The sequence below is a fragment of the Pyxidicoccus sp. MSG2 genome (genome assembly GCF_026626705.1).
Lineage (GTDB): Bacteria > Myxococcota > Myxococcia > Myxococcales > Myxococcaceae > Myxococcus.
Genome location: NZ_JAPNKC010000001.1, coordinates 7,482,137 through 7,496,080, shown reverse-complemented (window position 1 = coordinate 7,496,080; position 13,944 = coordinate 7,482,137). Strand labels below are relative to the sequence as shown.

14 protein-coding genes are annotated in these 13,944 nt (G+C 72.5%); 3 read left to right on the top strand and 11 right to left on the bottom strand.

Annotated features, from left to right (window positions below; genetic code table 11):
- Positions 1-9 precede the first annotated feature (9 nt).
- The 3 genes from OV427_RS29555 to OV427_RS29545 all read left to right on the top strand — a co-directional run bounded on the left by OV427_RS29555 (position 10) and on the right by OV427_RS29545 (position 3,317).
- Positions 10-1,641, top strand: coding sequence for a cell wall anchor protein (locus OV427_RS29555; protein ID WP_267859540.1), 1,632 nt, complete (start codon positions 10-12; stop codon positions 1,639-1,641).
- Between the two features lie 297 nt (positions 1,642-1,938).
- Positions 1,939-2,745 (top strand): hypothetical protein, encoded by an 807-nt coding sequence (locus OV427_RS29550; RefSeq protein WP_267859539.1) that lies wholly within the window; start codon positions 1,939-1,941, stop codon positions 2,743-2,745.
- 92 nt (positions 2,746-2,837) lie between these two features.
- Complete coding sequence (locus tag OV427_RS29545; protein ID WP_267859538.1) at positions 2,838-3,317, top strand: STAS/SEC14 domain-containing protein; 480 nt, start codon at positions 2,838-2,840, stop codon at positions 3,315-3,317.
- Positions 3,318-3,338: 21 nt separating this feature from the next.
- Here the strand turns inward: OV427_RS29545 and OV427_RS29540 are convergent, their stop codons facing one another.
- From OV427_RS29540 to OV427_RS29490, 11 genes are read right to left on the bottom strand one after another with little or no spacing between them, the layout of a single operon-like run.
- Positions 3,339-3,854, bottom strand: coding sequence for a hypothetical protein (locus OV427_RS29540; RefSeq protein WP_267859537.1), 516 nt, complete (start codon positions 3,852-3,854; stop codon positions 3,339-3,341).
- Between the two features lie 9 nt (positions 3,855-3,863).
- The gene (locus OV427_RS29535; protein ID WP_267859536.1) at positions 3,864-4,952 is read right to left on the bottom strand and encodes a hypothetical protein; all 1,089 of its coding nucleotides are present in this window, start codon (positions 4,950-4,952) and stop codon (positions 3,864-3,866) included.
- On the bottom strand, positions 4,952-5,467 hold the full coding sequence (locus OV427_RS29530) for a phage tail protein (protein ID WP_267859535.1): 516 nt from the start codon (positions 5,465-5,467) through the stop codon (positions 4,952-4,954). The genes OV427_RS29535 and OV427_RS29530 overlap by 1 nt, the downstream gene beginning before the upstream one ends.
- Positions 5,454-8,045, bottom strand: a complete 2,592-nt coding sequence (locus OV427_RS29525; protein ID WP_267859534.1) for a putative baseplate assembly protein — start codon at positions 8,043-8,045, stop codon at positions 5,454-5,456. The genes OV427_RS29530 and OV427_RS29525 overlap by 14 nt, the downstream gene beginning before the upstream one ends.
- Positions 8,042-8,470, bottom strand: a complete 429-nt coding sequence (locus OV427_RS29520; RefSeq protein ID WP_267859533.1) for a GPW/gp25 family protein — start codon at positions 8,468-8,470, stop codon at positions 8,042-8,044. Before OV427_RS29520 ends, OV427_RS29525 begins: the two co-directional genes overlap by 4 nt.
- On the bottom strand, positions 8,467-8,808 hold the full coding sequence (locus OV427_RS29515) for a hypothetical protein (RefSeq protein ID WP_267859532.1): 342 nt from the start codon (positions 8,806-8,808) through the stop codon (positions 8,467-8,469). The genes OV427_RS29520 and OV427_RS29515 overlap by 4 nt, the downstream gene beginning before the upstream one ends.
- Positions 8,808-10,316, bottom strand: coding sequence for a phage baseplate assembly protein V (locus OV427_RS29510; RefSeq protein WP_267859531.1), 1,509 nt, complete (start codon positions 10,314-10,316; stop codon positions 8,808-8,810). The genes OV427_RS29515 and OV427_RS29510 overlap by 1 nt, the downstream gene beginning before the upstream one ends.
- 5 nt (positions 10,317-10,321) lie before the next feature.
- Complete coding sequence (locus OV427_RS29505; RefSeq protein ID WP_267859530.1) at positions 10,322-11,065, bottom strand: hypothetical protein; 744 nt, start codon at positions 11,063-11,065, stop codon at positions 10,322-10,324.
- Positions 11,065-12,291, bottom strand: coding sequence for a hypothetical protein (locus tag OV427_RS29500; protein ID WP_267859529.1), 1,227 nt, complete (start codon positions 12,289-12,291; stop codon positions 11,065-11,067). Before OV427_RS29500 ends, OV427_RS29505 begins: the two co-directional genes overlap by 1 nt.
- Positions 12,284-12,772 (bottom strand): phage tail protein, encoded by a 489-nt coding sequence (locus tag OV427_RS29495; RefSeq protein WP_267859528.1) that lies wholly within the window; start codon positions 12,770-12,772, stop codon positions 12,284-12,286. The genes OV427_RS29500 and OV427_RS29495 overlap by 8 nt, the downstream gene beginning before the upstream one ends.
- Positions 12,765-13,943 carry a phage tail sheath family protein gene (locus tag OV427_RS29490; protein WP_267859527.1) on the bottom strand — a complete coding sequence of 393 codons (1,179 nt, stop codon included), beginning with the start codon at positions 13,941-13,943 and terminating at the stop codon, positions 12,765-12,767. Before OV427_RS29490 ends, OV427_RS29495 begins: the two co-directional genes overlap by 8 nt.
- Between the last annotated feature and the right edge of the window lies 1 nt (position 13,944).

Here is a 13,944-nt window from a genome sequence, read left to right as displayed (position 1 = left end):
GAGATTGTAATGACATTGAAGGTCTTCAGGCTGAACGCCACACGCCTCGCCTGCGCGCTCCCACTCCTCGCCCTGCTGGGCTGCGGGCCGGTGGAGACACAGGAGGCCCCCCTCGAGTCCGGCTCCCCGTCCCAGGCCCAGGCGCTGACGACCATCGGCTACCGGAGCAGCACCACCGCCAGCGGGAAGAGCATCACCTCGCTCGCCATCAACACGCCAGCCGGGACGGTGCAGGGGGACGTGCTCCTCGCGCGCATCATCAACCGCAACAACGTCGCCGCCGTGCTGACGCCGCCCACGGGCTGGACGGTGCTGCGCTCGGACCAGAGCGCGTCTCAAATCAAGGCCTGGGTCCTCTACAAGGTCGCCGGCGCCTCCGAGCCCGCGAGCTACAGCTTCACCATCGACCTGGCGAGCTACATGGCGGGCAGCGTCTCCGCGTTCTCCGGCGTCGACACCGCCAACCCCATCGACACGCAGAGCGGGCAGAAGAACGGGCTCACCGCCAGCTTCATCACCCCCGCCATCACCACCACCTCGGCCGACGGCCTGGCGGTGTGGTTCGGCTCGCAAATCTGGACCGGCGCGGCCTGCCCGGCGAGCCCCATCGTCCCGCCCACGGGCTTCACCGAGGCGTTCGACACGTGCCTCGTCTCCTCGTCCACGGGGCTCATCTTCGACGCGGCGTACCTGGGCCTGGGCGCCGCGGGGGCGCAGCCGGCGTTCAACGGAAGCTCTCCATACGCCGAGACGAACATCGCGCAGGTCGTCGCGCTGCGGCCGGCGGGCGCACCCACGTGCACCGTGGGTGACACGTACGCCAGCACGTACACGACGGTGGGCACCGTGGCGTCCACCGCCATCGTCGAGCCGTCGGGCCTCGCCGCCAGCCGCCTCACGCCGGGCGTCATCTACGTGCACAACGAGGACACCACCGCCGTGGTCGCCATCAGCACCGCCAACGCGAGCACGCTGGGCACGTTCAACGTCGCCGACGTGACGCCGGCCGACTGGGAGGATGTCGCCACCGGCCCCTGCCCCGCCGGCCAGTGCATCTACATGGGCGACATCGGCCGGGCGAGCGCCAACTTCCCCACGCCTCCGTCCACCTTCGCCGTGTACCGGATTCCCGAGCCCAACATCGGCGCCGGCCAGACGAGCGGCAGCCTGACGGCGGAGAAGTTCCCCTTCCAGTACCCGGACTCGCCGAAGGACGCGGAGACCATCATGGTGCACCCGACCACCGGCGACATCTACGTCATCACCAAGTCGAGCACGGGGGCGAGCAAGGTCTACAAGTTCCCCCAGCCGCTGCCCGCGCCGGGCACCATGTCCACGCTCGTCTTCGTGTCGAACCTCCAGCTTCCCACGACGACGGACCCGAACTTCTCCTACGCGACGGCCGGCGCCATCCACCCCTGCGCCAACCGCTTCCTGCTGCGCACGTACCGCGTCGTCTATGAGTTCCGCGCGCCCGCGGGCAGCGGCTTCGAGGCCGCCTTCGCGGCGGCGCCGGTGACGCTGACGGACACCGTGGAGGGCCAGGGCGAGGCCATCGAGTACGAGGCCAACGGCGCGAGCTACTTCACGATGAGCGAGAGCCCCTCGCCCTTCAAGCTCAAGCGCGTCGTCCGGCAGTAACCATCGCGAGGTGTGGCGCTCCCGGACTCACGCGGGGGCGCCCGCCATGGCGCACCTCGAACCTCACGACTCTTTTCGAGGGGCGTGACATCCCTGTCCACCGAAGGCCGCCTCGCGCGTGCCAGGACTGGCACGTTCCACCTGCCGCAGCCGCGATGGGGCCAGAACTCCGGCGCCAACCCGTTGATTTCCGTGCGCCGGGCCCGGTGCCAGCGCCCTGGTCCCGCCATTGCTCATGTGCCCTCCCGTCACGCCGCGAGCGCCCCACGCGCTCGCGGCACAGCCCTGGAGCCACACATGAGGAAGCACCTGTTCGTCTGTCTGTCATTGCTGGCCTCGACTGGATGCGGCGGTAGCACCGAGTCACCCGAGCCACTCCCGGAGGAAACGGCCCGGAGCCGGGCGCCCCTCGTCGGGCAACTCGAGGTGGTCGCCGGCGACTCGACGTGCGCGCCGGGCACCTATCTGATGCCCGTCTCGGTGGCCCGCGCCAACCTGAAGCCCGTCTGCTACAGGCTCGCCCCGGGGGACTTCGTCCGGCTGGGGGGAGGCGGCGCGATGGGTGGGACCGCATACAACTGCGCCATCTACGACGTCACCGATAGCAAGCGACTGGGCAGCCTGTGCATGCCGCCGCCCGTGCCCTGGTTCGAGCAGAAGGGCGACGGGTCCTGCCCGCAGGGCTCCGAGCTCATGAGTCCCCAGGAGGCGCGCAACGGCGGACTGGACCTGTGCAACTCCATCGGCCGGTGGGACCACGTCCGCCTCTCGGGAGGAGGCTCCATCACCGGGAAGGGCTACAGCACCTACTGCACCATCCAGGACCAGGACCCGGCAGTCATGGGCTGGTCGCTCTGCAAGCCCACACAGCTCGCCTTCGAGCGCAAGGCCGGTGACTGGCCCTGCGCGCCGTGGCAGGGGCTCGTGTCGCCCAACGACGCCCGGCAACGACTGGGGGAAATCTGCCCGCTGCTCGGAACGTCCGACATCGCGAGGCTCTCCGGAGGCGGCTCCGTCCAGCGCGACCGTTACGGCAACACCTGCGTCGTCAGCGACTGGGACACCCGTGACGCGAGCAGGTCCGTGTGCCAGTCGATGTATTGAAACGTGACATGGGGCGCCCCTGACCTCGCTCGGAGGTGCCTGCTGGGGCGCGGAGGGTTGCGGCGCGCGCGGCTTGCGGGGAGCATCCCGGCATGAGCGGAGTCTCCGGACAGGCGGGTCTCTCGACGGCACAGGGGAAGCTCGACGCACCGGACGTACGGGACGTATTCAAGGGCCGCACCATGGGTGTGGCCATGGTGGGAGACGTGCTGGTGATTGCGCACGACGCGCAGCATCCCGCGCAGGAGGAGTGGGTGCGCTACTGCGACCTCATCTCCAGGTACCTGCCCACCATGAGCGCGCAGTTCGTGCTGGCGGATGGGCCCGGTCCGAACGCCACCCAACGCCAGCAGGCGCTCAATCGGGGAGCACCAGGCGCCGTCATTCCGCCCACGGCCGTCCTCACCCGCTCCGCCATGGTGCGCGGCATCGTCACCCTCTTCAACTGGTTCACCCCGCGGGCCATGCGCGCCTTCCCACCGGAGGACCTGCAGGCCGCGGCCTGGCACCTGAAGATGACCGACGAGCAGGTCCGGCGCCTGATGGACGTTGCCCAGGCGCTGCTGCCCTGAGCGTCACGGGCTCCCTGCGGCTCACTCCTGGCGCCCGGCGTCCGCTCGCGAGGTGGCCGAAGGGAGCAGGCGCAGCTCGCAGAACGGGAGCGGTGGCAGGGGCACGAGGCACGTCACCTTCAGCTCCGCGCCCTCCTTCGTCACATCCAGCTTCTTCGCCTCGTCGAGCGTGTTGAAGGTCGCCGGCACCGACGGCTTCCCGCGCGGCGCCCACTGCACCTTGACCGAGGACGGCGAGCGGGGGACCAGCTCCATCGAGCGGGAGCGTGTATCCGACGCCTTCACGTCCACGGTGCACGTCGCAGCGCGAGACACGGCCAGCGCGCCGTCCTCGAAGGGGCACGCCGTGGCCAGGTCCTCCGCCGTCACCGGGCGGGGCTTCAGGAAGCGCTCCTTCAGCTTCTCGGCCGACGCCGCCGGGTCCACCGCGCGCGGCGAGTCGCTCGTCGCCCCCAACCCCACGCCGAGCACGTACAGCGCGACAATCGCGATGATGGCGAGGATGAGCACTGCGTGGATGGGCTTCAGCTCGGGCATGGCGTGTGGCTACCGCTGGAGGTTCAGCTGGAGCTGCTGCTGTTGCCGGATGCTCTCGCGCGTCTTCGGTGAGCCCATGAGGACGTCCTGGTTGATGGTCTGCCCCGCCACCGGGATGCATCTTCCGAAGCTGCACGCGGAGAAGGGCGGGCACCCGGCGGGACACAGGGAGCCGGCGGGCGCGGGCTGGCAGGTGCCCGAGCAGAAGCCGGACAGGCACGTCTCATTGCGCGTGCACTGCTGCCCATCGGGAAGCTGACACAGCTTGGTGGGGCTGCACGTGGACGGAGTCCGGCACTCCGCGTTGCTGTCGCAGCGCCCGTCGTCCCGGTTGCACTTGTTGTCCGGCCGGCAGAAGAAGCTGGAGCAGTCGCTGTCCCGCTCGCAGGGCGCGTCCGGCTTCAACATGCAGATGCGATTGCCGAGCACCTGGGTGCAATTCAGCGGGCCCTTGCAGTCCGCCTCGCTCGTGCACGCCTCGCCCAGCGGCAGCTCGCACACGCTGCTCCGGTTGCAGAAGCCGGTGTAGCAGATGGCGCCCCCGTCGCACGCCTGTCCCGCCGCCAGCAGGCACACACCACCGTCCTGGCCCGTGCAGGTCAGGCCCTTGTCGCACTCCCCCTCCGGACACGACTCCTTCAGCTCCGGCCTGCCCCCGCGCGAGGAGATGATGCCAATCACCGTCCCGAGGATGAGGACGATGCCCGCCGCCAGGGCCACCCATATCCACGGGAAGGGCTTCTTCGGGACGGGCGCGGCCACCACCTCGAAGGCGGTGGAGGGCCCCTCCGCGTAGCTCTCGTCCGGGTTGAGGACGTCCACCACCAGCACGTGGAAGGTGAGCCGGCCCGGCGGCGTGCCCGGAGGCACGCGGACCTTCACGGAGAGCTGCTGCGTGCCATCCGGAGGGAAGTCCCGCTCCGCCTCGCCGTCGATGGTGAACCACTCGGCCTTCGCGCCGGGGCCGGGCACCACGGAGGCGCGGGCGCGCACGGCGGCGCGCAGCGCGTTGGAGACCGTGAAGGCCACCTCCCCCTGTCCCGCCGAATTCAGACGGATGGAGTCCGTCACGGCGGTGATGTCGAAGGCGCGTGGCATCAACCTGCTCCTTTGGGCGGCTGCACGAAGTACAGCTCGTAGGTGACGTAGGCGGGCTTCTCCCGCTCGATGATTCGCTCCAGCAGCAACCGGTGGGTGGCGACTTCCGCGGGCGCGCGCACCCGGACGTGGAAGGGACGCGGCCGGCCGTCCGGCCCGGGCACCTGCTCGTCCACCGCGAAGTCCGTGCGCCCCGTGGCCGTGGTCAGGAACAGGAGCAGGCCGCGCGCCGTGCCGCGCCACCGTGAAATCTCCACCGCCGCGGCCACCAACTCGCGCAGGCGGCCCAGGCCCGTCGTCACCGGCAAATCCATGCCCACCCAGCGGGCGAGAAAGGGCACGAAGCGGTCCGGCGCCCGGCGCGGGTCGAAGTGCGCCTCCAGGTGGGACAGCACCTCCTCGCTGGGCGCGTGCAGCGCCTCCATCACCTCCAGCAGCGCGGCCAGGGGGGACTCGGGCTGCACGGTACGCTGGAAGACGCCCGGCAGCAGGCGCTCGATTTCAGGGCTCCGCATCGTCCGTCACCACCTCCAGCACGTGGGCGCCGGAGCAGAGGAGCCAGGTGGGCGGCAGCGTCACCTTCTCGGTGAACTCGCGCGTGGAGACGGGCTCGTAGCGCTCGCTGCCCGAGGGCCTGCGGAAGACGCCGTCCGGGCCGCCGGCCAACAGCGGCGCGCCTTTCGGTGACGTGGCCAGCGCGTACACGGGCTGGAAGAGGCGCTCGGCCTCGCGCAGCGGGAGGCCGCTGCCCACTTCGGGCCGCTTCCACGTCGCGCCCGGGCGACTGGCGTCCAGCCACAGCACGCCCACGCGGTGGCTGCCTGCGTACACGGTGGAGCCGCTGAAGGCGAGCGTGAGACAGCTACCGCCGTCCCAGCCCTTGTCGAAGGGCCGCCACCCGTCCGGCGGGTCCGCGGTGCCCATCAACTCCCAGTACAGGCAGCCCTTGCCCGGGTCCGCGCCGCTGGCGGCGGCGAGCCCCGCCCAGAGGAAGGAGCGCGGCCCGTCCTTCTGCACCTCCAGCACGCGCACGTCCGCGCCGCGCGGGCCAATGGGGCGGAAGGTGCCGCTGCGCCCGCCACCGGCGGAGAGGAAGACGCCGCGCGTGCCCATGGCCGCCACCGCCACGTTGACGGCGCCGCGCGCGTCCGTGGTGGCCGCCACCGCGAAGAAGCCCAGGTCCTGGCTCGCCGGGTCCACCAGCACCTGAATCGGCGTGGCGCCCGGGCGGACCATCAGCTCGAAGAGGCCCACGCGCGTGGCGAGCAGCAGCACGGGCACCCCGTCCCGCTCCGCCCACGCCATGTCCTCCACCGCGTCCAGCGTGTGCGTGGCGGACTCCCACGTCTCGCCGCAGTCGAAGGACACGTGGATGCGCGAGCGCTTCGCGTCGCTCGCCAGCCGCCCGGACACGGCCACGTAGCCCGCGCGCTGCGGGTGCGCCTCCACCGCGTCCACGTCCTCGCCGGGGAACAGGCCCGCCTTCTCCCAGCCGTCCGCGTCATTCACGGTGCGGAACAGCGTCTCACCGCCGCCCGCGTAGAAGGTGCCCGGCTGGAAGGTGTCCGCCGCGAGGGTGCGCACCTCGCGCGGCACCTCGTCCACCATGAGGCGCACCTTGTCCAGGTAGCTGACGCCCGGCTCGGCCAGCAGCGCGTCGTACACGTGCGAGGCCCGCAGCGCCTGGCCGAAGCGCCAGCCCTCCGGCTGCAGCGGCGAGGGCAGCGGCGTGAGGGTGCGGTGGAGCCGCTCGATGAGGCGCGTGCGCAGCGCGGCGGCATCCTCCTCGCGGTGCGCCACCACGCGCGCCTGCACGCGCACCGTCTTGTAGCGCGCCCACTCCACGTGGCACGCGGTGCCCAGCGGCCGGCGCACGTCCAGCTCCGCGAGGATGCGGGCGCGCGCTTCCTCCGTCTCGTGGACGCGCAGCGTGTCCTCGGTGATGCCTTCGCCCGCGGTGCCCTGCACGTCCGGCGGCAGGTGCGGCACCAGCAGTACCTCCACCGTGCCCGCGGGCGCGTGCGCCCACAATTGCGCCAGGGTGACGGCCTTCGCGCGCGCCACCGCGCCGGAGCTGCGAAGCGCCAGCAGCTCGAAGTCGCCCGCCGTCACGGCCCGCCGCAGCGAGTGCAGCTCCTGCGGCCCGCGCAGGAGCGCATTGTCCAGCGTCTCCGCGGGCCGGCCGCCCGTGGCCGGGCGGGGGTTGGTCACCTTCACGCCCGGAATGGGGACCTTGAGCAGCTCCAGCGTGCCCGAGGGCAGGTTGCCCCGGTCGCCTCCGCCGCGCCGGTACCAGAGGAGGATTTTGCTCCCGTCGCGCGGAGTCCCGGCCAGCGCGCGCGGCGCGTCCAGCTCCCCGGCCTCGTTTGCCAGCCGCGCGGAGGGGGCGAAGGTAATCGTGCCCGTCATCCGGTCCACGACGTAGGCGGGCTCCTCCGGCGCCAGCGCGGCGAAGTTCTCCACCTCGCGCCAGATGCGGTAGGTGCGGCCCTCATGGCGGCGGGCCGGGGCGCGCGCGTCCAGCTCGCCGGGCGATGCCTCCACGCCCACCACCAGGTCCAGCGAGTCGCCGGTGGGCGCGACAATTGGCGGGCGCCGCGCCTGCACGGTGAGGCCCGGCTGGCCGGTGCCCTGCCCCGCCACCTCCGCGTCCACCTGGTCGCAGTGGTAGGCGAGCACCTCCACCTCCGTGCTCCCCACCGGAATCGTCACCGAGTCCGCGGTGTGGAAGACGACGGGCTCCGCGCCCGCGCCCGCCCGGGCCAGGGTGACGGGGGTGTTGCGTGGCACCTCCACGGGCCGCTCGGCCGGGCGCGCCAGCGTGAAGCTCAGGCGCACCGACGCGGCGGCGGGCGGCTGGAGGCGCACGCCGAGCAGGCGCAGGAACTCCACGTACGCCTTCTCCGGCAGCCGGTTGAGCCGGTACAGCATGGTCTCCGTGAGGTGGGAGAACACCTCCAGCAGCACCATGCCCGGGTCATGCGGGGTGAGGTCCGTCCAGTCCGGGCACGACGCCTGGACGCGGGCACGCGCCTGCTCCACGAGCTGCGCGAAGCTGCGGTCATCCAGGCGCGGCGACGGGAGCGAGGTCATGTCGGGCCTCCCGTGAGCGAGAAGGGATAGGCGAGCCGCTCGGTGCGGCCGGTGGCGCGCACGCGGTACTCCAGGGAGATGTCCAGCCGGTGAGGCTCGTCCGAGCTGCGCGTGGCGTCCAGGTGGAGCACCGCGATTCGCGGCTCCCAGCGCTCCAGCGCGCGGCGCACGTAGTGGATGGCGAGGCCGGCGGTGGTGTCGTCATTGCTGGCGAACAGCAGGCGGTGCAGCTCGCAGCCATAGTCCGGGCGCATGACGCGCTCACCGGGCGTGGTGGTGAGCAGCAGCAGCACGGCCTGGCGGATGGAGGCGTGCTCCTCCACCATCTCCGCCCTGCCCGTGGGGGCGAGGCGCAGGCCGGAGAGCTCCGCCATCTCGAAGTCGGGATGCGCGAAGCGCCAGGTGCGGTAGCGGGGTGCGCTCATCCGGCCTCCGTCACCAGCGTCTGCCCGGGGGCGTTGACCTTGTACTTCACCGTGCCGGGCGGGGTGCCGTCCGTCAGCCCCGTCAGCGAGTCCAGACACATGGGCTTCCCGTCAATCGTCGCCAGCGTGGAGTAGCCCTTCTGCACCGCGAGCGTGGAGGTACAGGGTTTGATGGTGGGGCCGATGTTGGGACACCCGCCGATGGGGCGTCCCTCCGGGTCCGCGCGCACGAGCACGGGCCGGCCCTCCACCGTCACGAAGGACTGCGAGTGGATGAGCCCCACCCGTCCCAGCTCATGGGCACACACCACCAGCGCATCCACCGTCAGGACCCGCATTACCCTCTCCGGAAGTCGATGGAGCGCCCACGGATGACCACGTCCTGGCCGGGCGCCTCGATGTCGAGCGACACCTCCGAGTGCAGGCGCACGCCCTTCGGCGTCAGCTCCAGGTAGCTGCCCGTGGTGTCCTCCAGCCGCAGCGTGCGGCCCTCGTCGTCCAGCCGCAGCTTGTGCCCGCCCGCCGTCAGCAGCGTGTAGCGCCGCACCGCGCCCCCCTCCACGCCCGCGTCCGGATACCCGCCGCCGCCGTACAGGCCGCCCACCACCACGCCGCGCGCCGGGTCCTCGCCGCCCAGCGCGAGCAGCACCGTGTCCCCCACGTCCGGCAACAGCATCAGCCCCTTGCCGGAGCCACCGCCCGCCGCGAGCACCTGCATCCAGTCCGTCTCCACGCCGCCATAGGCCGGCAGCGTGGCGCGCACGCGGCCCTTGCCGTCCGGGTCGTCCACGCGGCTGACCACGCCCAGCGTCACCGCCGAGCCCCGGGCCCGCGCGCGGCGGGGCGGAGGCATGGAGGACAGCTCGGAGATGAAGCCGTGGCGCGCGTCCACGCGGTGGGTGACGGCGGTGAGCACGTAGCGGCCCGCCACGGAGGCCGCCACCCCGCTCACCTCCACGCGGGCCCCCGGCCGCAGCCGAGCATCGCCCTCCGCTGCCGCGGTGAGCACCACCTCGCGGGCGGCGCGGTGGTCCAGCTCCGCCTGGGCCGCGGCGTCGGCGTGGGGAATGCCCTCCGTCGCCTCGTCCACCAGCGAGCGCCGGTCCTCGCCGCCCACGCTCCCCGGGGACACCTCCGCGTCCACGCGGCGCCCCACGCGCGGCGACTCCGCATGGCCGGCGTGGGACTCCGCGCGCAGGGCGTCCCAGCCCTCCGCGGACACCTCGCGACAGGAGGCGTCACCATTCACCTCGACGGTGACCTCCAGCAGCGACTCGCCCAGGAGCAGCGGCACCGGCGTGCCCTCGCCCTCCAGCGTCACCAGCTTCAGCGTGTCGCCATGCAGCACGGGGTAGAGGCCGCAGCGGTCCGCGCGCTCCACGAGGAAGTCCAGGTCGGACTGGCCGTGCTGGATGAGGTGGCGCCACAGCGGCCCGGGCGCCGCCGCGTCGACGGAGAGGCCCAGCCCCGACGCCAGCTCGCGCGCCAGGTCCTCCAGCGTCACCTGCACGTGCGCGCGCACCGGCTGGCGCTTGCGCAGGCGGTGGAGCACGTCATAGCCGCGCACCCGCACCTCGCGCGCGCCCCCTGTGGCGTGGGCGAACTCGACGGCCGTCACCTCGCCGGTGAAGAGGTTCTCCGTGCCCGCGCCGGCCGCCACGCGCAGGGAAGTCCCCGGCGGAAGGCCCGAGGAAGCCAGGGTGCCGCGAGGGTCCGTGAAGGTCAGCTCGCACTGCGCGGGCGTCGCCAGCCGCTGCTGCACGCGCACGGAAGAGAGGCTGCGCAGGTCCGCCACCGACAGGGGCGAGCCCCCGGCCTCGATGCGCAGCTCTGGCAGTCCGCGCATGCGGCTCACATCACCCTCCGGAGCGCCTCGGCGGTGGGCAGTCGCAGCACCTGTCCCGCTGGGAGGTTGTTGGGGTCCGCCACGCCGTTGAGCCCGGCCACGAGCCGCCACAGCGACGGGTCGCCGTAGCGCTGGTAGGCGATTTCATCCAGGCGCTGTCCACCGGGCGCGCCTTCCTCCTCGCTCGCGCCGAGCACCGTGTGCGCCTCGTAGTCCTCCGGTCCCAGCGCCGCCGCCACCGCGTCCGCGTCCGGCGGCTCGCTCGCGAGCACGGGCTCCTGCGGGCCCGTCTCGTCCTCCACGCGCAACAGGCGCATGCGCAGCCACGAGCGGCGGGGCGCGCCTGTGGAGGTGAACTGCTCCAGGCGCTCTGCCACCGCGGCCACCACGCCGAGGTAGTTGAGCCACTTGCCCCAGACGAGCCGCGCCAGTGACGGCCGCATGCTGCCGTCCTCCCGCAGCCCGTTCTCCGCCAGCCGCCACAGCGGGTCGGTCAGCTCGCGCACGTCCTCCGTCTGGAGCGTGGAGTCGGAGAGCGAGACGTCGAAGAGCAGGTCCAGCGTCAGCTCCGTGCTTCCCCCGCCGGTGAAGAGGAGCGGGTCGTCCCCGGGCCCCCCCCACGGCAGCGAGCCCCCCAGCGCGCGCCTCGGCTGCAGGCCGGCCACGCGACGGATGACGAGCGTCTCCGGGTTGAGCAGGCACCCGATGCGCTCGCCGCCGGGCTCGATGAGGAAGGCCACGCGCTCCATCACTCGCCTCGCTGTTCACGGTCCAGCCGACGGCGCCGCTCCCACTGACGTAGCTCCACCACCGTCTCCGTGCTCTCCGGAACGGGGACGGGCGGAAGCTCGGGCCAGGGATTCGCAGGGCCCGCCGCGGGCTCGTCAGGCGTGGCGGAGAACTCGGGCTGCGTGGGTGGAGGCGCCTCCACCAGGCGGGGCCTCCACATGTGCGGGGAACGGTCGCCGTCCCACGTGCCTTCGTCTTCCCGGGAGGACACCTGATTGCGCGGGGGCTCGCGCGGCGCGAAGCGGGGACCGGCGTCCGCCTCCACCCAGGGAGTCTGGGCCCGGGGAGGGGCTGGCCTCGGCAACACCTTCACGCGCTCCGTGGGCGAGGGCGATTCCTCCTCGGCGCGTGGCGGCACGGGGGACGGCACGCGCGTGGGTGTCCGCGTGGTGCGCCCCTCGCTCGCAAAGGGCGGGAAGTCGTCCCAGGGTGAGCGCTGGACCGGAGCGCCTGCCTCGTGCAGGGGCGGTGCGCGAGGCGCGGGAGCGGGCCAGGACTCGTCGCCGACGGGAGGGCGCTCCGGCGCCGATGGCGCGCGGAAGGCGGCGCGCGGCTCGGGGCTGGGAGGGGTGGACGGCGCGCTCCGAGCGACGTCGGCTTCCGGCCGGGGTGACGGCGCCGCCGTCCAGAACGGAACCGCGGGCGGAGGGGACGGCCTCGAAGCGCTGGAGCTGCGAATGGCCGGAGGGGACTCGCGGCGTGCGTGCACCTCCCCGCCTTCCGCCTGGACGTCGGGCGGAGACGGGGGCGGAGGAGGAGGAAGCTCATTCGGCGCCGTCCACGCGGGCGGCGGTGGTCCGTGCGCAGTCGTGCCAGTCACGCTCCGAGCCCCACGAGGCGGAGCGGGCACGAGCCCGTCGCGCTGCACCTCCTCCAGGAACCGGGGCGCGCCCCGGCGCACGCGAGCCACCCAGTCCCCGAGCGGAACGCTCCGGCGCGCCTCGAGGTCGCGGAGCCAGCGCGCCTCCAGGTCCTCGAACGAGGGCTCCGGCGCCGTGGGCGAGGGCGGCGCGACACCCTCCGCGCCTCGCGAGCCCGCCGCGACGGACTCCGGGCGCGGAGCCGTCCCGGGCGTCGCGGAGGAATCCGGCTCCTCGGCGAGCACGGACTCCGCCCACGCCTTCATCCGCCGGGCCACGGCGCGCACCCAGGCGGGGCGCCAGGGTGTCTGGGACGTCTCAGCCACGGGTGAGCGACTCGTAGACCATCGTGAGCGAGGCGATGGCAATCTCCTGGCCGAGCGCATCCAGCGGATGCACCTTCCACTCCGACGGCCAGCACTCGTTGAGGTTCCACCGCAGCCGCTCGGTCACCCCATCGACGTCGAGCATGAGGATGGACACGTTCTTGCGCTGCGGCAGGCCGCTCATCGACGCGAGGAACCAGGCCCACAGCTCCGGCGACTGCGTGAAGCCGCAGCGCAGCGTCACGTCCGCGTGGGAGACGGGGCCCGGCAGCCGCCGCACCACCGGCCCGGCGCCGGCCTCGCGGTAGCGCAGCGCGGCCACCTTCACCTGCAGCTCGGAGCAGAACAGGAAGTGCCCCGCGTTGATGCCGTCGATGAGCAGGTTGAAGTTGTAACCCCGGAACATCTCCAACTGCCCACCGGGCTGCGCGCCCGCGGGCTGGTCCGGCGGCGGCGCCTCGGGAGTCTTGGCCTCAGCCATTGGTCACCTCCTCCACTTCCGCGCCGCCCGCGTGCTGGCCGATTCGGAAGACGATGAACTCCGCGGGCTTCACCGGCGCCAGGCCGATGACCGCGAAGAGCTGCCCGGCGTCGATGGTCTCCTTCGTGTTCGTCTGCTCGTCGCACTGCACGAAGAACGCCTCCTCCGGGGTGCGCCCCATCAGCGCCCCGTCCCGCCACAGCCGCAGCAGGAAGGCGTGCGCGTCGCGCGCGAGGGACTTCCACAGCTTGGAGTCGTTCGGCTCGAACACCGACCAGTTGGTGCCCAGCGCGATGGACTCCTCCACGAAGTTGAAGAGCCGGCGCACGTTGATGTAGCGCCACTCGCTGTCGTCACCCGCCACCGTGCGCGCGCCCCACACGCGGATGCCGCCGCGCGGGAAGTAGCGGATGCAGTTGACGCCCACCTGGTTGAGCTCGCCCTGCTCCTCCGGCGTCACGTCGCGCACCAGCCGCAGGGCCCCGCGCACGACTTCATTGGCCGGGGCCTTGTGCACGCCGCGGGTGATGTCCGTGCGCGCGTAGATGCCCGCCATGTGGCCGGACGGCGGCACATTCACCAGTGTCTTCCCGTCCCCCAGGGGGTCCGGCGTGGAGAACCACGGGTAGTAGAAGGCGCCGTAGCCCTGGTCCGACGTGCGGGGGCGCAGGCCGCCGCCGGCGTCGCCGGTGGACACCTTGGTGAGGCGTCCCACGTCGTCCACGTCCTCGGGTGCGTCGAGGATGGCGAAGCGGTCGCGCATCTTCTCGCAGTGGGTGAGCAGCGCGTCCCAGGCGGGGGCGTTGGCGAAGCCGGGCGCGGCCACCATGGCCACCTCGCTGATTTCCTCCAGCACGGCCACGCCCTGGCGTCGGCGCGCGTCGCCCACGAGGCTCTCGCTGTCGCCGATGTTGACGATGAAGCAGCGGCGGCCGCCGTTGGCGAAGTAGCCGTACACGGCGCGAGCGAGCGGCGTGCTCGGCGTGCCGGGTGGGGCGAACTCCTTCACGAACTGGGCCCAGCCATTCACGGCGACGGCCTGGTGGACGCGAGCGTCCGCGGCGGGTGCGCGGCCGATGAAGGCGGCGGTGGTGGTACCCACGCCCTGGATGGAGCGTGAGCCGCTGGGAACCTCCTCCACGTAGACGCCGGGTGTCAGGTAATTCGGCACG